This is a genomic window from Streptomyces sp. SLBN-31, from assembly GCF_006715395.1.
Taxonomy (GTDB): Bacteria; Actinomycetota; Actinomycetes; order Streptomycetales; family Streptomycetaceae; genus Streptomyces.
Map to the genome: position 1 here is coordinate 2,197,098 of NZ_VFNC01000001.1, position 21,166 is coordinate 2,218,263.

Sequence of the window (21,166 nt, forward strand, 5' to 3'; positions counted from 1 at the left end):
ACGCCCATGCCCGCCCGACGCCGCGCCACCCCGGCCCTCCCCGCCCCCGCGCTGCCCGCGCTCGGCGGCCGGAAGCCCAACTTCCGGGAGCGGGTGGTGGACGTGCTGCGCGCCGCGCTGATCACCGGCGAGCTGCGCCCGGGCCAGGTGTACTCGGCGCCGGCCCTCGCCCCCCGCCTGGGCGTCTCCGCCACCCCGGTCCGCGAGGCGATGCTGGAGCTGGCGAAGGAGGGCCTGGTCGACATCGTCCCCAACAAGGGCTTCCGGGTCACCGCCCTGACCGAGAAGCAGCTCGACGAGTACGCCCACGTCCGCTCCCTGATCGAGATCCCGACGACCGTCGCTCTCACGGCGACCGCCGACCCCCCCGACCTGGAGGCGCTGCGGCCGGTCGCCCTGGAGATCGTCACCTCGGCCGCGAAGGGCGACCTCATCGCCTACATCGAGGCCGACCTGCGCTTTCACCTCGGGCTGCTGGCGCTCGCGGGCAACGACCACCTCGTGGAGGTCGTGGGGGACCTGCGGCGCCGGGCACGGCTGTACGGACTGACGGCACTGTCGGAGGCGGGCCGGCTCGAGGCCTCCGCCCAGGAGCACCTCGAACTCCTCGACGCCCTGCTGGCCCGGGACGAGGAGGCCGTACGCGAGGTCATGGACCGTCACCTCGGGCATGTCCGCGGTCTGTGGGCCGCCCGCGAGGAACGCTGACGTCGTTACGCCATTACGCAAGCGGTTTGCATTTCTTGCGCTATTCTTGCGTCCATGACGCGACGACTTGCCGAGGTGGCGAAGAAGGTAGGGGTCAGCGAGGCCACGGTCAGCCGGGTGCTCAACGGCAAGCCGGGGGTCTCCGAGGTCACTCGGCAGGCGGTGCTCAGCGCCCTGGACGTCCTCGGCTACGAACGGCCCACGCAGCTGCGCGGCGAGCGCGCCCGGCTCGTCGGTCTCGTCCTTCCCGAGCTGCAGAACCCCATCTTCCCGGCGTTCGCCGAGGTGATCGGCGGGGCGCTGGCCCAGCTCGGGCTGACCCCGGTGCTGTGCACCCAGACCAAGGGCGGCGTCTCCGAGGCCGACTACGTGGACCTGCTGCTGCAGCAGCAGGTCTCCGGCGTGGTCTTCGCCGGCGGCCTGTACGCCCAGGCCGACGCGCCGCACGACCACTACCGCCGGCTCGCCGACCGCAACATCCCGGTCGTGCTGGTCAACGCGTCCATCGACGACCTCGGCTTCCCGGGCGTCTCCTGCGACGACGCGGTGGCCGTGGAGCAGGCCTGGCGGCACCTCGCCTCCCTCGGGCACGAACGGATCGGACTGGTCCTGGGGCCGGACGACCACATCCCGTCGGCGCGCAAACTGGCCGCGGCGCGGACCATGGGCGAACTGCCGGACGAGCGCGTGGCGCGTGCCATGTTCTCCATCGAGGGCGGGCACGCGGCGGCCTCCCGGCTCATCGACCGGGGTGTCACGGGCATCATCTGCGCCAGTGACCCGCTGGCCCTCGGCGCGATCCGGGCCGCCCGCCGCAAGAGCCTCGGCGTGCCCGAGCAGGTGTCCGTCGTCGGCTACGACGACTCGGCCTTCATGAACTGCACCGAGCCCCCGCTCACCACCGTCCGCCAGCCCATCGAGGCCATGGGCCGGGCCGCCGTGGAGTTGCTGAACGCGCAGATCGGCGGCGGTTCGGTGACCCCCGAGGAGCTGTTGTTCGAGCCCGAGCTGGTGGTCCGCGGATCGACCGCGCAAGCCCCTCGTCCCTGACATCCACCCTCCTGTCGAACAATTACAGATTACGCGCGACATCTTGCGGAGCGATGTCGGCGGTGCTTGAGTGTGCGGCGCCGGACACGGTGGTGTGCTCTCGCAGGCCGCCGTGGGCTTTCCACGCTCCTGCCACGAGGGGTCCACCGATGACCAGCACCGGGTTCCGCCGTACGTTCGCCGCGCTCAGCGTCTGCTCGCTCGCACTCACCGCCTCCGCCTGCGGGTCGGGCGACGACGGTTCGTCCGGCGGCAAGACGCGCATCACCGTCAACTGCGAGCCGCCCAAGAGCGCCAAGGTCGACCGCGGGTTCTTCGAGCAGGACGTCGCGGCCTTCGAGAAGAAGCACCCGGACATCGACGTCGTCGCCCACGACGCCTTCCCCTGCCAGGACCCCAAGACCTTCGACGCCAAGCTCGCCGGCGGCCAGATGGAGGACGTCTTCTACACGTACTTCACCGACGCCAAGCACGTCGTCGACATCCGCCAGGCGGCCGATCTCACCCCGTACGTCAAGGAGTTGAAGAGCTACAGCACCATCCAGAAGCAGCTGCGCGACATCTACACCGTCGACGGGAAGATCTACGGCATCCCGCGCACCGGCTACTCGATGGGCCTGATCTACAACCGCAAGCTCTTCCAGAAGGCCGGCCTCGACCCCGACAAGCCGCCCACCACCTGGGAGGAGGTCCGCGCCGACGCCAAGAAGATCGCCGCACTCGGCGACGGCACCGTCGGATACGCCGACTACAGCGCCCAGAACCAAGGGGGTTGGCACTTCACCGCCGAGCTGTACTCCCAGGGCGGCGACGTCGTCGGCGCCGACGGCAAGAAGGCCACCATCGACACCCCCGAGGGCCACGCCGTACTGCAGAACCTGCACGACATGCGGTGGACGGACGACTCGATGGGCAGCAAGCAGCTCCTCGTCATCAACGACGTGCAGCAGATGATGGGTTCGGGCAAGCTCGGCATGTACCTCTCCGCCCCCGACAACATCCCGATCCTGGTCAAGGAGAAGGGCGGCAACTACAAGGACCTCGCCCTCGCCCCCATGCCCGGCGGCAAGGGCACGCTCATCGGCGGCGACGGCTACATGTTCAACCAGCACGACACGCCGGCCCAGATCCGCGCCGGCCTGAAGTGGCTCGACCACATGTTCCTCACTCCCGGCAAGGGCTTCCTCGGCGACTACGCCCGCGCCAAGAAGGCGAACGCGCCCGTCGGCCTGCCCGAGCCGCGCCTGTTCACCGGCGCCGCCGACGCCACCGACCAGCAGGTCAAGAAGGCCAACGCCAATGTCCCGGTGGAGAACTACCAGGCCTTCCTCGACGGCAACCAGAGCCTGCAGATGAAGATCGAGCCGCCGGACGCCCAGCAGATCTACTCCGTCCTCGACGGCGCCGTCTCCGCCGTCCTCACCAAGAAGGACGCGAACATCGACCAGCTGCTCAAGGACGCCTCCGGAAAGATCGACGGCATCCTGGCGCGGAGCTGACCGCCATGACCAAGACGGCCGAACGGCGACCGGTGACCACGGCCGTCGCCGCCACCGACCCGGCGCCGCCCCCGGTAGGGGGCCGGGGGCGGCGACGCCTGGCCGAACAGGCCCGCGCCTACGCCTTCCTCCTCGGCGGCCTGGCCTGCTTCGCCCTGTTCTCCTGGTACCCGGCCATCCGCGCCGTCGTGATCGCCTTCCAGAAGTACACGCCGGGTTCCTCGCCCGAGTGGGTCGGCACCGCCAACTTCACCCGCGTCTGGCACGACCCCGAATTCACCGCCGCCTGGCGCAACACGCTCACCTTCACCCTGCTCGCCCTGCTGATCGGCTTCGCGATCCCCTTCGTGATGGCGCTCGTGCTGAACGAACTCCGGCACGCCAAGGCCTTCTTCAGAGTCGTGGTCTACCTGCCGGTGATGATCCCTCCGGTGGTCAGCGCCCTGCTGTGGAAGTGGTTCTACGACCCCGGGACCGGCCTCGCCAACGAGACGCTGCGCCTCCTCCACCTGCCCACCTCGAACTGGTCCAACGGCGCCGACACCGCGCTCGTCTCCCTCGTCCTCGTGGCGACCTGGGCCAACATGGGCGGCACCGTCCTGATCTACCTCGCCGCCCTGCAGTCCATCCCCGGCGAGCTGTACGAGGCCGCCGAACTGGACGGCGCGAACCTGCTGCAGCGGGTCCGGCACGTCACCGTCCCCCAGACCCGCTTCGTGATCCTGATGCTGATGCTGCTTCAGGTCATCGCAACGATGCAGGTGTTCACCGAGCCGTTCGTGATCACCGGCGGTGGCCCGGAGAACGCCACCGTCACCGTCCTGTACCTGATCTACAAGTACGCCTTCCTCTACAACGACTTCGGCGGCGCCTGCGCGCTCAGCGTGATGCTGCTGGTGCTCCTGGGCGCCTTCTCCGCCGTCTACCTGCGACTGACCCGCTCCGGAGAGGAGGACGCGTGAGCACCCGGACCCTGATCTCCCCGGCGGTCCTCGCCCGCCCTCGCGGCAGGGCGCTGTACTGGAGCGTCTTCACGGCCGTCGTCCTGCTCTTCGCCCTCGCCTTCCTCTTCCCGGTCTACTGGATGGTGACCGGCGCGATGAAGTCGCCGGACGAGATCGCCCGGACGCCACCGACCCTCGTCCCCGCCCACTGGCGCCTCGGCGGCTACACGGACGCCTGGGACCTGATGCAGCTTCCGCAGCACCTGTGGAACACCGTGGTCCAGGCCGCCGGAGCCTGGGCCTGCCAGCTGGTGTTCTGCACCGCCGCGGCCTACGCCCTGTCCAAACTCCGGCCCGTCTTCGGCAAGTTGATTCTTGGGGGCATCCTGGCCACGCTGATGGTCCCGGCCCAGGCCCTCGTCGTACCGAAGTACCTGACCGTGGCGGACCTGGGCCTGCTCAACGATCCCGTCGCGATCTGGCTGCCGGCCGTCGCCAACGCCTTCAACCTCTATCTGCTCAAGAGGTTCTTCGACCAGCTCCCGCGCGACGTGCTGGAGGCCGCCGAGATCGACGGGGCCGGGAAGCTGCGCACGCTGTGGTCGATCGTGCTGCCCATGTCGCGCCCGGTCCTCGGAGTCGTGTCGATCTTCGCGCTGGTGGCCGTGTGGCAGGACTTCCTCTGGCCGCTGATGGTCTTCTCCGACACCGAGGAGCAGCCCATCAGCGTGGCCCTGGTCCAGCTGTCGCAGAACATCCAACTGACCGTGCTCATCGCCGCGATGGTGATCGCCAGCATCCCCATGGTCGCGCTGTTCCTCGTCTTCCAGCGGCACATCATCGCCGGGATCAGCGCGGGCAGCACCAAGGGCTGACGCCCTCCCTCCGACAGAAAGGCAAGCCCAGTGGGACAGCCCCGCCATGGCCGGCAGGAGTGGTGGCGCTCCGCCGTCATCTACCAGGTCTACGTCCGAAGCTTCGCCGACGGTGACGGCGACGGCACCGGCGACCTCGCCGGCGTCCGCTCGAAGCTGCCGTATCTCGCCGAACTCGGCGTCGACGCCCTGTGGTTCAACCCCTGGTATCTCTCGCCCATGAAGGACGGCGGCTACGACGTCGCCGACTACCGTGTCATCGACCCGGCGTTCGGCACTCTCGCGGAGGCCGAGAAGCTGATCGCCGAGGCGCGCGAGCTCGGCATCCGCACCATCGTCGACATCGTGCCCAACCACGTCTCCGACCAGCACCCCTGGTTCCGCGCCGCGCTCGCCGCGGGGCCGGGCAGCCCGGAGCGCGATCTGTTCCACTTCCGGCCGGGTCGCGGCCCCGGCGGCCACCTCCCGCCCAACGACTGGCCGTCCCAGTTCGTCGGCTCCACCGACCCGGTGTGGACGCGGCTGCCGGACGGGGACTGGTACCTGCACCTGTTCACCCCCGAGCAGCCCGACCTCAACTGGGCCCACCCCGCCGTGCGCCAGGAGCACCAGGACATCCTGCGTTTCTGGTTCGAACGGGGCGTGGCGGGAGTCCGCATCGACTCGGCGGCGCTGCTCGCCAAGGACCCCGAACTGCCCGACTTCGTCGCGGGCCGTGACCCGAACCCGTTCGTCGACCGCGACGAACTCCACGACATCTACCGCTCCTGGCGGGCCGTCGCCGACGACTACGACGGCGTGTTCGTCGGCGAGGTGTGGCTGCCCGACGCCGAGCGCTTCGCCCGCTACCTGCGCCCCGACGAACTGCACACCGCTTTCAACTTCTCGTTCCTGTCCTGCCCCTGGGAGGCGGACCGGCTGCGCACGTCCATCGACACCACGCTCGCCGAGCACGCCCCGGTCGGGGCCCCCGCCACCTGGGTGCTGTGCAACCACGACGTCACCCGGACCGTCACCCGCTACGGCCGCGCGGAGACCGGCTTCGACTTCGCGGCCAAGGCGTTCGGCACCCCCACCGACCTCGCGCTCGGCACCCGGCGCGCCCGCGCGGCCGCCCTGCTCTCGCTCGCCCTGCCCGGCGCCGTCTACGTCTATCAGGGCGAGGAACTCGGACTGCCCGAGGCCGACATCCCGCGCGAGAGCATCCAGGATCCGATGCACTTCCGCTCCCAGGGCACCGACCCCGGACGCGACGGCTGCCGTGTGCCGCTGCCCTGGGCGGCCGACGCGCCGTACGCGGGCTTCGGTTCGCGGCAGGAGCCGTGGCTGCCGCAGCCCGCCGGCTGGTCCGCGTACGCCGCCGATCTCCAGGCCGCCGACCCCGGCTCGATGCTCGCCCTCTACCGAGCGGGCATCCGGCTCCGCCCGGTCTTCGGCACCGGCCCCCTCGCCTGGCTGCCCTCGCCCGAGGGCGTCCTCGCCTTCGCCCGCGGCGACGCCCTGTGCGTGGTGAACCTCGCCGACACGCCCGCACGGCTGCCGGACCACTCCCGACTCCTGCTCGGCAGCGGCCCTCTGGACGAGGAGGGACGGCTGCCGAAGGACACCGCGGTCTGGCTGCGCGCCTGAGACCGCGTCCCGCTATCCCCGCACCCCCACCCGTCGAAGGGATCAGCACATGCGCAAAACTGTCAGGGGCATGCCAGCAGCCATGGTGGTCGCCCTCTCCGCCGGCCTGCTCACCGCGACCGCTCCCGCCGCCCACGCGGCCGCCGGCGCCACCCTGCCCTTCACCTCGGTCGAAGCCGAGTCGGCCATCACCACCGGCACGAAGATCGGCCCGGACTACACCCAGGGCACCCTCGCCTCCGAGGCCTCCGGACGCCAGGCCGTACGCCTCTCCGCCGGTCAGCGCGTCGAGTTCACCGTGCCGCGCGCGGCCAACGCCGTGAACCTCGTCTACAGCGTCCCGGACGGCCAGTCGGGCTCGCTCGACGTGTACGTCAACGGCACCAAGATCGCCAAGACCCTGCCGGTGACCTCCAAGTACTCCTACGTCGACACCGGCTGGATCCCCGGCGCCAAGACGCACCACTTCTTCGACGACGCCCGGCTGCTCCTGGGGCAGAACGTCCAGCAGGGCGACAAGGTCGCCTTCCAGGCGACCGGCACCCAAGTGACCGTCGACGTGGCCGACTTCGAGCAGGTCGGCCAGGCCGCGAGCCAGCCCGCCGGATCCGTCTCGGTCACCTCCAAGGGTGCCGACCCCAGCGGCAACGGCGACTCCACCCAGGCCTTCCGGGACGCCATCGCCGCCGCCCAGGGCGGCACGGTGTGGATCCCGCCGGGCGACTACCGGCTGACCTCCTCCCTGAGCGGCGTCCAGAACGTCACCCTCCAGGGCGCCGGCAGCTGGTACTCGGTCGTGCACACCTCCCGCTTCATCGACCAGTCCAGCTCCTCCGGCAACGTCCACATCAAGGACTTCGCGGTCATGGGCGAGGTCACCGAACGCGTCGACTCCAACCCCGACAACTTCGTCAACGGGGCGCTCGGGCCGAACAGTTCGGTCTCCGGGATGTGGATCCAGCACATGAAGGTCGGCCTGTGGCTGATGGGCAACAACGACAACCTGGTCGTCGAGAACAGCCGCATCCTCGACACCACCGCCGACGGCCTCAACCTCAACGGCAACGCGCACGGCGTCCGGGTGCGGGGCAACTTCCTGCGCAACCAGGGCGACGACTCGCTCGCCATGTGGTCGCTGAACGGGGCGGACAGCAACAGCAGCTTCGAGAACAACACCATCTCGCAGCCCAACCTCGCCAACGGCATCGCGATCTACGGCGGCACCGACATCGCCGTGAAGAACAACATGGTCTCCGACACCAACGCCCTCGGCAGCGGTATCGCGATCTCCAACCAGAAGTTCCTCGACCCCTTCTCCCCGCTCGCCGGGACGATCACGGTCGACGGCAACACCCTCGTCCGCGCGGGCGCGATGAACCCCAACTGGAACCACCCGATGGGCGCGCTGCGCGTCGACTCCTACGACAGCGCGATCAACGCGACGGTGAACATCACCAACACGACGATCACCGACAGCCCTTACAGCGCCTTCGAGTTCGTCTCCGGAGGCGGGCAGGGCTACCCGGTCCGCAATGTCACCGTGGACGGCGCCACCGTGAAGAACACCGGCACCGTCGTGGTCCAGGCCGAGGCGCAGGGCGCGGCCACCTTCCGCAACGTCACCGCCACCGCAGTCGGCGTCGCCGGCGTCTACAACTGCCCCTACATGGCGAGCTCGGGCACCTTCAACCTCACCGACGGCGGCGGCAACTCCGGCTGGAGCAGCACCTGGTCTGACTGCTCGAGCTGGCCGCAGCCGGGCCAGGGCAACCCCGACCCCGACCCGGGCCGCAACCTCGCCAAGGGCCGCCCGGCGAGCGCGACCGGCTCGCAGGACGTCTACACGCCCGGCAAGGCCGTCGACGGTGACGCCAACAGCTACTGGGAGTCGACCAACAACGCCTTCCCGCAGTCCTGGACGGTCGACCTCGGCTCGTCCTACGCGGTGCGCCGCCTGGTGCTGAAGCTGCCGCCGTCCTCCGCGTGGGGCGCGCGCACCCAGACCATCACCGTGCTGGGCAGCACCGACGGCTCCTCCTACTCGACCGTCGTCGGCTCCACCGGCTACCGCTTCGACCCGGCGAGCGGCAACACGGCGACCGTCTCGCTGCCCGCGAGCACGAACCTGCGCTACTTGCGGCTGTCCGTGAGCGCCAACACCGGCTGGCCCGCAGGCCAGTTCAGCGAGGTGGAGGCCTACCTGAACAACTGATTCCCAGGCCGGCCCCGACCGACCTGGACCTTCACTCCCGGTCGGCGGGCGCCGACGGTCCGCGCTTCGCCGCCTGGATCTGCTCGTACACACGTGTGCGCAGCTCGGCGAAGCGCGGGTCCACGCGGGTGTGCAACTGGTCGCGCTCGGCGGGCAGATCCACCTTCAGCTGTTCCTGTACGACGGTGGGGGAGGCGGACAGGACGACCACCCGCTCGCCCAGGTAGACGGCCTCGTCGATGTCGTGCGTGACGAACAGGATCGTGATGCCGCGCTCCCGCCACAGCCCGCGCACCAGGTCCTCCAGATCGGCGCGGGTCTGGGCGTCCACGGCGGCGAACGGCTCGTCCATCAACAGCACCTGGGGCTCGTAGGCGAGGGCGCGGGCGATGGCCACCCGCTGCTGCATACCGCCCGACAGCTGCCAGGGATACGCCCCCACGGCATCCGCGAGTCCGACCGACTCCAGCGCGTCGGCGACGAGTTCCCGCCGCCTCACCCTGCTCAAGTCCTTCTGCTTCAGCGGTAGTTCGACGTTCTCCCCGACCCGCATCCAGGGGAAGAGACTGCGTCCGTACTCCTGGAACACGAACGCCATCCCCGGCGGCGGTCCGGCGACCGGCCGGCCCGCGAGCACCACCTCGCCGGCCGTGGGCGCGAGCAGCCCGCCCACGCACTTGAGCAGCGTCGTCTTGCCGCAGCCCGAAGGGCCGACGAGACAGACCAGTTCGCCCGCCTCCACGGTGAAGGTGAGGTCGCGTACCGCCTCGACGCGGCGGCCGGAACCCTCGTAGACCTTCCGCAGGCCCGATACGACGAGCGCGTGCATGGACCGCCCCTTCCCGAGGTTCACGATGACCGCCGGGTGGCGGCGCGCAGGCCGTGGTACCAGGCCAGGACCCGCCGCTCCACCAGCTGGAAGAGGACCGAGAGCAGGAAGCCGAGCAGACCGAGGACCAGGATGCCGGTCCACATGTCGGGGACGGCGAAACCGCGCTGGAACTGGACGATGGTGAAGCCGATGCCGTCGCTGGCCGCGAACATCTCGCTGATGACCATCAGGATGATGCCGATCGACAGCGCCTGGCGCAGGCCCGCGAAGATCTGCGGGCTCGCCGAGCGCAGCACCAGATCGCGCAGGCGGCCCACGCCGGTGATGCCGTACGAACGGGCCGTCTCCAGCATCACCGGGTCGACCGCGCGGACGCCCTCGACGGTGTTGAGCAGGACCGGCCAGACACAGCCGCTCGCGATCACGACGATCTTCATCATGTCGCCGATGCCCGCGAACAGCATGATCACCGGGACCAGGACGGGCGGCGGGATCGCCCGCAGGAACTCCAGGACCGGCTCGCACACCGCGCGCACCCGCCGGTAGGAGCCGACGAAGGTGCCGAGCGCGACGCCCACGACCGCGGCGATCGCGTACCCGGCCGCCAGGCGCAGGACGCTCGGCAGGACGTCGGCGCGCAGCCGGTCGGCCGTCCAGACGTCCGGGAAGGTCTTCAGGATCGTGCGCAGCGGCGGCCAGAAGGGGTCGGAGCTGCCCTCGGACGCGGCCCACCACACCGCGACCAGCACCACCGGCAGGGCGACGGCGAACGCCAGCCGCAGCAGCGGACGCCTCACACCGCCACCTCCCCGCGCACCGACTGGTGCCAGGCCAGGGCCCGCCGCTCCACGGTGCGCGCGCCGACGTTGACGACCAGGCCCAGCAATCCGGCGACGACGATCAGCGCGTACAGCTCCGGCACCGCCTGCGAGGCCTGCGCGACCGCGATCCGCTGCCCCAACCCCGGCGCCCCGATGGCGAGTTCGGCGGTGATGGCGAGGATCAGCGCCACCGCGGCGGCCAGCCGCACGCCGGTCATGACGTACGGCAGCGCCGTCGGCCACAGCACGTGCCGCACCCGCGCCCAGGTGCCCAGCCCGTACGACCGTGCCGTCTCCTCGGCGACCGGGTCGACGTCCTGAACGCCGTACAGGGTCTGGATGAGAACCTGCCAGAAGGAGGCGTAGACGACGAGCAGCAGCACCGACCTCAGCTGGGTGCCGTACAGCAGGACCGCCAGCGGGATCAGGGCGACCGAGGGGATCGGCCGCAGGAACTCGATCGTGGAGGCCGTCGTCTCCCGCAGGAACGGCACGATCGCGATCAGCACGCCGGCGGCCACGCCCGCGCCGACGGCGATCGCGAGGCCGATCGCCCAGCCGACGAGGGTGTCGCCGAGCGCCGACCAGAACGCGCCGTCGGAGACCTCGTGCGCCAGCGCGGAGGCGACGCGGCTGGACGGCGGGAAGTAGGCCTCCTTGACCAGGCTGAGCCGCGGCACCGCCTCGCCCAGGGCGAGGAAGGCCGCGAGCCCGGCCGCGCCCAGCGCGGCGTTCACGCCCCTCACGGCAGCAGTGCGTCCAGGTCGGGCGACTTCCTGAAGAACCCGAACTCGTCGCCGAGTTCGGCCTGCGTCTCGATGGAGGCCCTGTTGGCCTCGGCCGGCCACTTGGGCAGGGTGACCTTCGCCAGGACCGACGCCGGGACCTTCGTGTACGTGGCGACGATCTGCCGGACCTCGTCCGGGTGGGAGTCGGCGTAGGCGAGGGACTGGGCGGTGGCCGTCCGGAACTTCTTCACCACGTCAGGGTTCTGCTTCGCGTACTGCTGCGAGGTGAAGTACATCGCCACGGTGAGGGCCGGGGCGACGTCGACCAGCGGCGAGGCGATCTCGTGGCCGCCCTGGTCCTTGATGGTGGTGAGGGCGGGCTCGACGGCCATGGCGGCGTCCACCTGGCCCTTGTCGAGCGCGGCGGCCATCTGGTCGAAGGGGATCTCGACGAACTTCACCTTGTCCGGGTCGCCGCCGGCCTTCTTCACCGACTCCCGCACGGACAACTCGACGATGTTCTTGAGGGTGTTGACGGCGACCTTCTTGCCCTGAAGGTCCTTCGCCGTCTTGATGGAGCTGTCCTTCCTCACCAGGGTCGCCCCGAAGTCCTTGCCCTGCGTGCCTGTCGAGGCGACGCCGTTCGAGATCGCCTTCAGGGCGACGCCGTTGGTCTGGGCGAGCATCAGGGAGAACACGTTGGAGAACCCGAACTGGTTCTGGCCGGAGGCCACCGCGGGCACGATGGCGGCGCCTCCGGAGGCGAGCGTCAGGGAGAGCTTCAGGCCCTGCTTCTCGTAGAAGCCCTTCTTCTGGCCGAGGTAGAGGGGCGCCACGTCCACGATCGGGATGAGCCCGACCTTGACGGTGGTGGTGCCCCCGGACGACGTGCCCTTGCCGGACGACCCGCCGTCGGACGAGCCACAGGCCGTCGCGGCGAGCAGTAAGGCGCCGGCGCTGAGACCGGCGAACAGACGACGCATGGCTCCTCCTGTACAGACAACGGTGTTCCGACAGGCTGTGCGCGCACCGCACAGTAGTGCTCAACTGGCGTGCACGGAACCCAGAGCGCCGCGCTTCACACGGTCAATGGTTCGGCTGACGAAATTGTTGACACTTTGGAGGAGCCGAGTCGCGGCGAGGTCAGAGATCCAGCACGAGCCTCCTGCCGCGACAGCGGGACACACAGATCATCATCGTCTCCCCGCTCTCCCGCTCCGCGTCCGTGAGCACCGAGTCCCGGTGGTCCGGAGTGCCCTCCAGCACGTCGGTCTCGCAGGTGCCGCAGGTGCCCTCGGTACAGGAGAACAGCACCTCGACGCCCGCGCCCCGGACGGCGTCCAGCACCGAGACGTCCGGCGCGACGGTGACCGTACGGCCGCTCTGCGCCAGCTCCACCTCGAACTCGCCGTTCTCGCCGACCTCCTGGACCTTGGGCGTGAACCGCTCGACGCGCAGCCGCCCGGCCGGGCAGCGCGCCTCGACCGCGTCGAGCAGCGGGCCCGGACCGCAGCAGTAGACGAGCGTGTCCCCGGGCAGGCCGTCGAGGACGGAGCCGAGGTCCAGCAGTCCGGTCTCGTCCTGCGGGGCGAGGGTCACCCGGTCGCCGTACCGCGCCAACTCCTCGGTGAAGGCCATGGAGTCACGCGTGCGGCCGCCGTACAGCAGCGTCCACTCGGCGCCCGCCGCCTCGGCCGCGGCCAGCATCGGCAGGATCGGTGTGATGCCGATGCCGCCGGCGACGAACCGGTACCGGGGCGCGCTCTCCAGCCGGAAGTGGTTGCGCGGCCCGCGCACCCGCACCTTGTCGCCGACCCCCAACTGCTCGTGCACTTGGGCCGATCCGCCCCGCCCGGCGGGCTCGCGCAGCACGGCGATCCGCCACGCCGACCGGTCAGCGGGGTCCCCGCACAGCGAGTACTGCCGCTCCAGCCCCGGCCCGAGCACGACGTCGACATGGGCGCCCGGCTCCCAGCCCGGCAGGTCCTCGCCGAGGGGATGGCGCACGGTCAGGGCGAGCACGCCGTCGGCCGCGAACTCCCGGCTGCCGACGACGAGTTCGGCTTCGTACACGGTCATGAGTCACCGCCTTCTGACGGTCGGTGTCCTTCGGGGTGGCCGAGCATCCACTCCCACATCTCGACCGGGTCCTGGGCGGTGTGCTCGGCTCCGCAGTGACAGGTGCCGTGCAGGACGTCGGTGCCCGGCAGCCAGTCGATGCGGTAGATCTCGCCGGTGCCGCTGCTCACAGAACCTTCTCCACGGGCTTGTCGCCCTCCTCGACCAGCCGGGCGAGGATGCGGCGGGCGGCCAGGCCGCCGGTGTCGATGTTGATGCTCAGCTCCTGGTACCCCGTCCGCTCCGAACCCAGCGTCCGCTGCAGCAGGTTGAGCGCGTCCACGTCCTGCATCACCACGGTGTGGTTGTTGCCCCGCAGGAACTCGGTGACCTCCGCGTCCTCGGGCGCCCAGTCGCGCGAGACCATCCAGAAGTCGTAGACGTGGCCGTCGGACGACGGGGTGATCGCGTACGTGATCTCGGTGTGGAAGGCGTTCGGGTCGCTGCCGTCGGCCTCCGGCACCACGCCCACCGGGGCGATCCGGCTGTGCAGCAGGTACAGGCAGGGCGCGTGGTACTCGATGTCCTGCCAGCGCGTGATCCGGCCCTCGATGCCGGTGGACCTGGCGTAGAACGGCGGGCACTCGGCGTCGTCCATGTGCCGGCTCACCCGTACGATGCCCGCGCCCTCGTCGACCTCGGTGGTGATCGGCGTCTCGGCGACCTCGGGTGTGCCGATGTAACCGCCGTGCAGATAGGTCTCGTGGGAGAGGTCGAGGAGGTTGTCGACCAGCAGCCCGTAGTCCGCGTCGATGGGCTCCATGCCGCGGACGGTGACCCAGCCGGGGGAGTCCAGGTGCCGCGCGCGCGGGATGGTCTGCGGGTCGGCCAGTTGCGGGTCGCCGATCCACACCCACACCAGGGAGTCCTGTTCGACGACGGGGTAGGACGCGACCCGGGCGGTGCGCGGCACGCGTTTCTGACCGGGCACGTAGACGCAGGTGCCCGTCGTGTCGTAGGTGAAGCCGTGATAGCCGCACACGAGCCGGTCGCCGTCGAGCCGGCTGGGCTTCTCGTGCAGCGGGAAGCGGCGGTGCACACAGCGGTCGGCCAGCGCGACCGGTGTGCCGTCCTCCTCGGTCCGGTAGAAGACGAGGGGCTCACCGAGGATCGTCCGGCCGAGCAACTCCTCGCGCCCGACCTCGTGGCTGTAGGCGGCGACGTACCACTGGTTTCTGGCAAAAGCGGTGATGTGCGGCATGGCAGTTCCCGTCCCTGTCGGCGGGGCGTCCTCGCCCCGCGTGCCGTGGTTGGAATCAGGGTCGTGAGGCTTGCATCGGCTCGGCAAGACGGCTTCTGCCAGGCGGAAGAACTTCTGTAAAGAGGCTGGTCAGAGCCTTTGTTCCGTCAACCCCTAGTCGCCAGAGTGGAGTGCCGCGTGGTGCGGCCATTCGGTTCGCGCTCGGGGGAGCCGGAGGCGGCGACGGCGAGTGCGGCTACTCACAGCCTGGCGTTAATCGCCCAATAATGTCCACTTAGTTTCAATTGTGATACTCCTCTGTCGGTGGATGCTCGGTACAGCGGCAAGAATCAGCATCACTGCAGGTCAACTACTGTTCGTTTTGGAGTCTGGGGCCCTCGGGGCGAATCCGGGTCGAATCCGCACCCTTTCAGGCTGTTGAGCGTGTTGCCGCTGGTCAGGGTGGTGTGAGGTCGCGTGCTGGTTCGCGTTGCGGATGGGGGTGGCGCGGCGAGTAATCGGGCCGATGAGCCGCTGAGTGGCGGTGGTCGGCTGCCAGGGGCGGGGGCTGACCAGCGGATTCATTGCTGCTGGTAGCGGTCGCCTTTCGTGATCATGTCCTGCGGAAATGTCTTCAGGCGGGACGGCTGATGCGCGGCGGCCCGGGATTGATGGTTCCTGGCCGAAACCGACCTGCCGAGATATTTACCGGTTAGCCGATCGCAGCGTGAGGATGTGGGATGAGCCGAAGATGGTGGAAGTGGGTCGTGGTGGGCACCCTCGCGCTGGCCCTAAGCGGCTGCGCGTCAATGGGGAGTAACGGCAGCGCGGGTGAGCAGTGCAATCCGAGGCTGATGGACTGCGGCACGCCACTACCCCTGGAGAAGACCCCAGGATGTAGCACGCTGATCATGGACGAGGCCCGAGCTGAGCTCATCGACCCGGCAGACCGGCACCGCGAGCCGGTGTACCGCGCCTGTGACGGGATCACTGAGCCGGTGGTCGACAACATGATCCAGAAGACGATCGGTGAGATCGCCGAGCACGAGAACGACCAGGGGTGAGCGCTCAAGCAACGAGAGGGCCACGCCGCGCAGGAGACTGGCTGGGCGGTGAGCGAGTCGGCGACCGAGGTCGCGTTGGGGCCTTCGACCTGCCCGAACAGACCTGTTCGCCGATCGCGTCGATACGCAGCCGGTTTGCTAGGTGACCAAGATCAAGTGCTTAGCGCCAACGGCTGTCCCGTTTGGTATACCGACGCCAGTAAAACCCAGCACTCATCGTGGTTGCAGCGCTGACTTCGTGGGTGTATACGCGACACCTCAACATGCGCGTCTACCAGTCTCAACCCCCGACACCTCGTCAGCCCCGGTGTCACCGCCGCCTTCACGAAACTCTCTCCGCCGCCGCGCCGTCCGTGCGGCCCCCTACAGTTCCGTCATGTCCAACTACCGACGGCCGCAGCCAAATCGCAAGCTGGTGTGGGCCGAGTTCCCCGCCGGCACCCACCTCGACCGCTCCCGCGCCTCCTCCGGCGGGATGCGCGCTACCGCGCGCGATGACCGAGACAACTCGCTCGTCACCCAGGCCGAACTCTTCGACGCCTACGACCGGTACGACGACGGCTATAGGGACGGCCTAAAGAACCTCCTCGTCAACTGCGCCACCACCCTTGCGGTGGACTTCGCTCACGCCCTGACCGTCGCCGCCTTGGAGGCCGCCACCCCATACGTCAAGGACGGGGTGCGCCGGTTCAAGGAGAAGCTGCTGCGCGTGCCCAAGAACACCCCAGCCGCCGAGGCGGTGCAGGAGGCCGCCCCCGAGCGGCCCACTACTGCATCTGGTCTCCGGCTGGTGGCCGCCACCGCCGACGGCCGCGACCAGGTGGGCCTCGTCCTGCGCGCCGACCAGGGTGACGCCAACACGCAGGCCGCCCTGGAGCGGATCAACACACGGGCGGTCGAGACGTACGGCATTGCCGCGCACTACGCCACCGGCCTGCCCGCGGCAGATGTTGCCGACGAGGCCATGCGTCAGGCTCTGGCCGCCGCCGCGCCCGGCTACGTCGCCGCCGCCCTCGAACGTCTCGCCCTCGACGACGCGCTGGGCTTGACCCCTACGCAGCAGATGCGCCTGTTGGATCGTGCTGCGGAGCTCGACCCCGGCGTGGTCGATGACCTCGCCGGTGCCAAGGCCCTGGGCTACCACGACAAGACCGCCACCCGGCTCGTCACCGAGGCCGGCGGCACCTGGAGTCGATACGCCACCGGCGACCACACACGGTGACACCGCCATCGCCCGCCATCAGGAGTACCCGACACCTCAACATGCGCGCCTACCAGTTACCCCAAACAGAAGCCTGCGAACGCCTTCTGGCACAGCCCCACACGAACGACCAGGTTTGCAGTCAGCGACTGTGAGCGCTGCCCGCTGACGTCGAAGAATTCGTGGGGCGCTAGGGTCTGGCCGGTCGACTTGCGCCGGGCAGTGTCGCCACCAAGGGGGAAGTACACCCGCCCGCTCGACCTGCTCGGACTCGCTTGACCTGCACCGACAGGTGATCACCAGGGCATTGAATCAGCCCTGGTTCTCTTGCCTGCCTCCTCCGGCGAGCCGTGCCCGGGCCGGGATAGGCGACACCGCGTGCGGCGTGTCGAGGCAGCTGCTCATGGCGCCCTCTCGGGTGTCGCGGGACGCGCCGGACTGAACCCTGTCGGCGGCGGCTGAGTCCTGGCTCGGTCAAGATTCACCCGTCGCCGACACATCCGGGGTGATGCGGCTCTGCCACCTACACCCTGCCGCCTGCTGGCCGTCAGCCACGGGCTCGGTACGGGTGCGCTGGTTGGCCGGGGCACCCGGGAGACCGCCCTGGAGGTGCTGGGCCATCACCTGGAGCGGTTGTTCTGCCGTTCGTGAGCGGCCGAGCCGCATTGCCGGATCCGGCCGAATTCCTCCTACGGCGTGCTCGTTTCCGTGCCAGCCACGTAGACGGTGTTGGCCGAGGTGCCGCCTTGCAGGGGGTTGTCGAACTCGACGACATGGGCCGCTGCCCGTGCGAAGACCTCCGTGAGCGCGGACGTGAACTGGTCGTCGGGTGGGTCGTTCGACCACAGGGCGAACACCCCGCCGGGGTGTAGGTGATCGGCGAGGGCGCGGAGCCCGGCAGGCTGGTAGAGCGCCGCGTGCCGAGGGCGGAGCACATGGCGCGGCGAGTGGTCGACGTCCAGCAAAATGGCGTGGAAGCGTCGGCCCGGCTCCTTGGAGTCCAGACCGCGGGGGTCGGCGGCCAGTGCGAAGAAGTCGCCGTGGACCAGACGGCAGCGGGCGTCCGACGTCAGCCGGGTCCCGAGGGGCACCAGACCCCGCTGGTGCCAGTCGATGACTTCGGCCAGCGCTTCGATCACGGTCAGCGAGCGCACCCGGGGGTCGTCCAGGGCCGCCTGGGCGGTGAAGCCGAGTCCGAGTCCGCCGACGGCGACGTCCAGTTCGGTGTCGGGCAGTTTCGCCAGTCCGAGTTCCGTGAGCGCGATCTCGCCGGTCGTGAAGAGGCTGGACATCAGGAACTCGTCGCCGAGCTTGACCTCGTACACATCCTCGTCCGACGACGGGTGGCGGCGGCGCCGCAGACTGATCTCACCGAGCGGCGTCGGCTGCCAGTCGATCTCCTCGAAACGCACGCTCATCCGTTGACCTTTCTGGTGTCGTCGGTATGTCGGGGTTGGGTCCCGTCCGGTCAGGCGTCGATGATGACGGGAATGACCAGTGGCCTGCGGCGGTGGGTGCGGAAGGCCCAGTTCGCCACGGCGCGGACGATGAGCTGTTCGAGCTGGTGGGCGTCACCGACGCCCTCCTGGGCGGCACTGGTCAGGGTCTTTTCGATGACGGGGATGACGGGTTCGAACGTGGTCTCGTCGTGGACGAAGCCGCGGGCCAGGAAGTCCGGGGCCTCGGCCAGTTGACCGGTGTCGGCGTCGACGATGGCCACGACCGTGACGACGCCCTCCTCGGCGAGGATGCGGCGGTCCTTGAGAGATCCCTCCGTGGCGCCGCCGACTTCCATGCCCTCCACGTAGACGTTGCCCGCGGGCACCTTGCCGACGATGGAGGCGCGGCCGTCGACGAGGTCGACGACGACACCGTCCTCGGCGATGACGACCCGGTCGGGGTCGACGCCGGTACGGATGGCGAGGTCGGCGTTGGCCCGCAGATGGCGGAACTCGCCGTGTACGGGCATGACGTTGCGGGGGCGGACAACGTTGTAGCAGTAGACGAGCTCGCCGGCGCTGGCGTGACCGGAGACGTGCACCTTGGCATTGCCCTTGTGCACCACGTGGGCGCCCCACCGGGTCAGGCCGTTGATCACCCGGTAGACGGCGTTCTCGTTGCCGGGGATGAGGGAGCTGGCGAGCAGGACCGTGTCGCCTTCGCCGATGCGGATCGCGTGGTCAAGGACGGCATGCGGGAGCGGTTCGACGAACTGCGCCGCATGGGCATCAAGACCGTCATGATCACGGGCGACAACCCGCTGACGGCCAAGGCGATCGCCGAGGAGGCGGGCGTCGACGACTTCCTCGCGGAGGCCACTCCCGAGGACAAGATGGCGCTCATCAAGCGGGAGCAGGCGGGCGGCAAGCTCGTCGCGATGACCGGTGACGGCACCAACGACGCCCCGGCCCTCGCGCAGGCGGACGTCGGCGTGGCGATGAACACCGGTACGTCGGCCGCCAAGGAGGCCGGCAACATGGTCGACCTCGACTCCAACCCGACCAAGCTCATCGAGATCGTCGAGATCGGCAAACAACTCCTGATCATCCGGGGCGCGTTGACCACGTTGTCCATCGCCAACGACGTCGCGAAGTACTTCGCGATCATCCCCGCGCTGTTCGCGGCCGTCTACCCGGGCCTGGACAAGCTCAACATCATGCACCTGTCCTCGCCGGACTCCGCGATCCTGTCCGCGGTCATCTTCAACGCGCTGATCATCATCGCCCTCGTGCCGCTCGCCCTGAAGGGCGTGCAGTACCGGCCGGTGAGCGCGGACAAGATGCTCCGGCGCAATCTGACCATCTACGGCATCGGCGGGCTGATCGCGCCCTTCATCGGCATCAAGATCATCGACCTGCTCATCTCTCTGTTTCCCGGGATCGGGTGAAGGACATGAACACCTCTCTCGTGAACTCCGGTCGCATGGCGTGGGCGGCGTTGCGCATGTTGCTCGTCCTCACCGTCGTGACCGGCATCATCTACCCCCTCGTCGTCACCGGCATCGGCCAGGCTCTCTTCCACGGCAAGGCCAACGGCTCGATCGTCAAGGTCGACGGCAAGGAGGTCGGCTCGAAGCTGATCGGTCAGAGCTGGAACATGAAGGGCACCGACAAGCCGGACCCGAAGTGGTTCCAGCCGCGCCCGTCCAACAGCAACTACGACCCGCTGGCCACCGGCTCCAGCCAGCTCAGCGCCAGCAACCCCAAGCTGGTGAAGGTGGTCAAGGTGGCCAAGAAGCACGTCGCCGCCTTCAACGGCGTACCCGAGTCGAAGGTGCCCGCCGACGCGGTCACCGGCTCGGCCTCCGCCATCGACCCGGACATCTCCCCGGCGTACGCGGACATCCAGGTCAACCGGGTCGCCAAGGCGAACAGGCTGTCCGCGGCCCAGGTGGAGAAGCTGGTCAAGGACCACACCGACGGGCGCAGCCTCGGCTTCATAGGCGAGCCGCACGTCAACGTCCTGGAACTCAACATCGCCCTCAAGGAACTGGCCCAGAAGTAGTGGGCTTACGGACACCGACGGCCGGAGCCGGCGAACCGGGAACCTCCGGTCCGCCGGCTCCCACCGCCGCATCTATGACGCCGATCCCACCGACAAGAGGAAGGCCGCGCACCGATGACCCGGGTGCTGGTGGTGGAGGATGACCCGCAACTCGTACGGGCCCTCGTGATCAACATGCAGGCCAGGCAGTACGGAGTGGACGCGGCGCCGGACGGCGCCACCGCCCTCCGTCTGGCCGCTGCCCGCCAGCCGGACGTGGTGATACTGGACCTCGGCCTGCCCGACATGGACGGCGTGGACGTGATCAAGGCCCTGCGGGGCTGGACCCGGGTGCCCGTCCTGGTGCTGTCCGCGCGCCGTGCCTCGGACGAGAAGGTCGCCGCGCTCGACGCGGGGGCGGACGACTACATCACCAAGCCGTTCAGCATGGACGAACTCATGGCACGGCTGCGGGCTGCCGTGCGCCGCACCGAGGAGAGTCCGCTCGTCCCCGAGACGACACTGGTCAGGACCGACGAGTTCACCATCGACCTGCTGGCGAAGAAGGCGGCCAGGGGCGGCCGGGACGTACGGCTCACCCCCACCGAGTGGCATCTGCTGGAGATCCTGGTCACCAACCCGGGCCGGCTGATCACCCAGACCCACCTGCTGCAGGAGGTCTGGGGCGTCCCGCAGAGCACCAAGACCAACTACCTGCGGGTCTACATGGCCCAGCTGCGTCGCAAACTGGAGGCGGATCCGGTGCATCCCCGCTATCTGATCACCGAGCCGGGCATGGGCTACCGCTTCGAGGGATGACCG

At 69.3% G+C, this 21,166-nt stretch carries 19 protein-coding genes and 2 pseudogenes; 12 read left to right on the plus strand and 9 right to left on the minus strand.

Annotated features, from left to right (window positions below; translation table 11 throughout):
- The first annotated feature begins 6 nt into the window (after positions 1-6).
- The 7 genes from FBY22_RS10045 (at position 7) to FBY22_RS10075 (ending at position 8,917) form a co-directional block, all read left to right on the plus strand.
- Positions 7-708, plus strand: coding sequence for a GntR family transcriptional regulator (locus FBY22_RS10045; RefSeq protein ID WP_142144266.1), 702 nt, complete (start codon positions 7-9; stop codon positions 706-708).
- A 54-nt stretch (positions 709-762) separates the two neighbouring features.
- A complete protein-coding gene (locus tag FBY22_RS10050; RefSeq protein ID WP_142144268.1) occupies positions 763-1,758 on the plus strand; it encodes a LacI family DNA-binding transcriptional regulator in 996 nt (331 codons plus the stop codon).
- A gap of 149 nt (positions 1,759-1,907) precedes the next feature.
- Positions 1,908-3,257 carry an ABC transporter substrate-binding protein gene (locus FBY22_RS10055; RefSeq protein WP_142144270.1) on the plus strand — a complete coding sequence of 450 codons (1,350 nt, stop codon included), beginning with the start codon at positions 1,908-1,910 and terminating at the stop codon, positions 3,255-3,257.
- A gap of 5 nt (positions 3,258-3,262) precedes the next feature.
- The gene (locus FBY22_RS10060) at positions 3,263-4,219 is read left to right on the plus strand and encodes a carbohydrate ABC transporter permease (protein ID WP_142144272.1); all 957 of its coding nucleotides are present in this window, start codon (positions 3,263-3,265) and stop codon (positions 4,217-4,219) included.
- Positions 4,216-5,076: a carbohydrate ABC transporter permease gene (locus tag FBY22_RS10065; protein WP_142144274.1), complete on the plus strand. Its 861-nt coding sequence runs from the start codon at positions 4,216-4,218 to the stop codon at positions 5,074-5,076. Before FBY22_RS10060 ends, FBY22_RS10065 begins: the two co-directional genes overlap by 4 nt.
- A 30-nt stretch (positions 5,077-5,106) precedes the next feature.
- Entirely contained in the window at positions 5,107-6,705 is a 1,599-nt protein-coding gene (locus FBY22_RS10070) for a glycoside hydrolase family 13 protein (RefSeq protein ID WP_142144276.1), read from the plus strand.
- Positions 6,706-6,775: 70 nt separating this feature from the next.
- Positions 6,776-8,917 (plus strand): discoidin domain-containing protein, encoded by a 2,142-nt coding sequence (locus FBY22_RS10075; RefSeq protein WP_260844770.1) that lies wholly within the window; start codon positions 6,776-6,778, stop codon positions 8,915-8,917.
- 31 nt (positions 8,918-8,948) lie between these two features.
- On the opposite strand, the gene FBY22_RS10080 is transcribed toward FBY22_RS10075, so the two are convergent.
- The 7 genes from FBY22_RS10080 to FBY22_RS10105 form a co-directional block, all read right to left on the minus strand.
- Complete coding sequence (locus FBY22_RS10080; RefSeq protein WP_142144279.1) at positions 8,949-9,746, minus strand: ABC transporter ATP-binding protein; 798 nt, start codon at positions 9,744-9,746, stop codon at positions 8,949-8,951.
- Positions 9,747-9,766: 20 nt separating this feature from the next.
- Positions 9,767-10,546 carry an ABC transporter permease gene (locus FBY22_RS10085; RefSeq protein WP_142144280.1) on the minus strand — a complete coding sequence of 260 codons (780 nt, stop codon included), beginning with the start codon at positions 10,544-10,546 and terminating at the stop codon, positions 9,767-9,769.
- Complete coding sequence (locus FBY22_RS10090) at positions 10,543-11,316, minus strand: ABC transporter permease (protein WP_142144282.1); 774 nt, start codon at positions 11,314-11,316, stop codon at positions 10,543-10,545. Before FBY22_RS10090 ends, FBY22_RS10085 begins: the two co-directional genes overlap by 4 nt.
- The gene (locus tag FBY22_RS10095; RefSeq protein ID WP_142144284.1) at positions 11,313-12,281 is read right to left on the minus strand and encodes an ABC transporter substrate-binding protein; all 969 of its coding nucleotides are present in this window, start codon (positions 12,279-12,281) and stop codon (positions 11,313-11,315) included. Before FBY22_RS10095 ends, FBY22_RS10090 begins: the two co-directional genes overlap by 4 nt.
- A gap of 160 nt (positions 12,282-12,441) precedes the next feature.
- The gene (locus FBY22_RS10100; RefSeq protein WP_142144285.1) at positions 12,442-13,377 is read right to left on the minus strand and encodes a PDR/VanB family oxidoreductase; all 936 of its coding nucleotides are present in this window, start codon (positions 13,375-13,377) and stop codon (positions 12,442-12,444) included.
- Complete coding sequence (locus FBY22_RS44120) at positions 13,374-13,547, minus strand: hypothetical protein (RefSeq protein WP_174267117.1); 174 nt, start codon at positions 13,545-13,547, stop codon at positions 13,374-13,376. The genes FBY22_RS10100 and FBY22_RS44120 overlap by 4 nt, the downstream gene beginning before the upstream one ends.
- A complete protein-coding gene (locus FBY22_RS10105; RefSeq protein WP_142144287.1) occupies positions 13,544-14,617 on the minus strand; it encodes an aromatic ring-hydroxylating dioxygenase subunit alpha in 1,074 nt (357 codons plus the stop codon). Before FBY22_RS10105 ends, FBY22_RS44120 begins: the two co-directional genes overlap by 4 nt.
- 719 nt (positions 14,618-15,336) lie before the next feature.
- Here FBY22_RS10105 and FBY22_RS10110 point away from each other — a divergent pair.
- Entirely contained in the window at positions 15,337-15,660 is a 324-nt protein-coding gene (locus FBY22_RS10110) for a hypothetical protein (RefSeq protein WP_142144289.1), read from the plus strand.
- Between the two features lie 376 nt (positions 15,661-16,036).
- A complete protein-coding gene (locus FBY22_RS10115) occupies positions 16,037-16,882 on the plus strand; it encodes a hypothetical protein (protein WP_142144291.1) in 846 nt (281 codons plus the stop codon).
- Positions 16,883-17,550: 668 nt separating this feature from the next.
- On the opposite strand, the gene FBY22_RS10120 is transcribed toward FBY22_RS10115, so the two are convergent.
- Positions 17,551-18,279 (minus strand): spermidine synthase, encoded by a 729-nt coding sequence (locus FBY22_RS10120; RefSeq protein WP_142144293.1) that lies wholly within the window; start codon positions 18,277-18,279, stop codon positions 17,551-17,553.
- A gap of 50 nt (positions 18,280-18,329) precedes the next feature.
- Positions 18,330-19,043 (minus strand): annotated as a pseudogene (locus tag FBY22_RS10125) (MBL fold metallo-hydrolase RNA specificity domain-containing protein); the annotation flags it as partial.
- On the opposite strand from FBY22_RS10125, the pseudogene FBY22_RS10130 reads away from it, so the two are divergent.
- From FBY22_RS10130 to FBY22_RS10140, 3 genes and pseudogenes are all read left to right on the plus strand, one after another.
- A pseudogene (locus FBY22_RS10130) lies at positions 19,035-19,748 on the plus strand (HAD-IC family P-type ATPase); the annotation flags it as partial. The pseudogenes FBY22_RS10125 and FBY22_RS10130 overlap by 9 nt on opposite strands.
- Positions 19,749-19,753: 5 nt before the next feature.
- Positions 19,754-20,365, plus strand: a complete 612-nt coding sequence (kdpC, locus tag FBY22_RS10135; protein ID WP_142144294.1) for a potassium-transporting ATPase subunit KdpC — start codon at positions 19,754-19,756, stop codon at positions 20,363-20,365.
- A gap of 114 nt (positions 20,366-20,479) precedes the next feature.
- A complete protein-coding gene (locus FBY22_RS10140; RefSeq protein ID WP_142144296.1) occupies positions 20,480-21,163 on the plus strand; it encodes a response regulator in 684 nt (227 codons plus the stop codon).
- The last annotated feature ends 3 nt before the right edge of the window (positions 21,164-21,166 follow it).

What these genes read in the sequence shown, in the direction of transcription:
- FBY22_RS10060 (WP_142144272.1), top strand. Translation starts at nt 3,263, where the DNA reads ATGACCAAGACGGCCGAACGGCGACCGGTGACCACGGCCGTCGCCGCC.
- FBY22_RS10075 (WP_260844770.1), top strand. Translation starts at nt 6,776, where the DNA reads ATGCCAGCAGCCATGGTGGTCGCCCTCTCCGCCGGCCTGCTCACCGCG.
- FBY22_RS10095 (WP_142144284.1), bottom strand. Translation starts at nt 12,281, where the DNA reads ATGCGTCGTCTGTTCGCCGGTCTCAGCGCCGGCGCCTTACTGCTCGCC.
- FBY22_RS10080 (WP_142144279.1), bottom strand. Translation starts at nt 9,746, where the DNA reads ATGCACGCGCTCGTCGTATCGGGCCTGCGGAAGGTCTACGAGGGTTCC.
- kdpC (WP_142144294.1), top strand. Translation starts at nt 19,754, where the DNA reads ATGAACACCTCTCTCGTGAACTCCGGTCGCATGGCGTGGGCGGCGTTG.
- FBY22_RS10100 (WP_142144285.1), bottom strand. Translation starts at nt 13,377, where the DNA reads ATGACCGTGTACGAAGCCGAACTCGTCGTCGGCAGCCGGGAGTTCGCG.
- FBY22_RS10050 (WP_142144268.1), top strand. Translation starts at nt 763, where the DNA reads ATGACGCGACGACTTGCCGAGGTGGCGAAGAAGGTAGGGGTCAGCGAG.
- FBY22_RS10110 (WP_142144289.1), top strand. Translation starts at nt 15,337, where the DNA reads ATGAGCCGAAGATGGTGGAAGTGGGTCGTGGTGGGCACCCTCGCGCTG.
- FBY22_RS10115 (WP_142144291.1), top strand. Translation starts at nt 16,037, where the DNA reads ATGTCCAACTACCGACGGCCGCAGCCAAATCGCAAGCTGGTGTGGGCC.
- FBY22_RS10055 (WP_142144270.1), top strand. Translation starts at nt 1,908, where the DNA reads ATGACCAGCACCGGGTTCCGCCGTACGTTCGCCGCGCTCAGCGTCTGC.
- FBY22_RS10140 (WP_142144296.1), top strand. Translation starts at nt 20,480, where the DNA reads ATGACCCGGGTGCTGGTGGTGGAGGATGACCCGCAACTCGTACGGGCC.
- FBY22_RS10120 (WP_142144293.1), bottom strand. Translation starts at nt 18,279, where the DNA reads ATGAGCGTGCGTTTCGAGGAGATCGACTGGCAGCCGACGCCGCTCGGT.
- FBY22_RS10105 (WP_142144287.1), bottom strand. Translation starts at nt 14,617, where the DNA reads ATGCCGCACATCACCGCTTTTGCCAGAAACCAGTGGTACGTCGCCGCC.
- FBY22_RS10045 (WP_142144266.1), top strand. Translation starts at nt 7, where the DNA reads ATGCCCGCCCGACGCCGCGCCACCCCGGCCCTCCCCGCCCCCGCGCTG.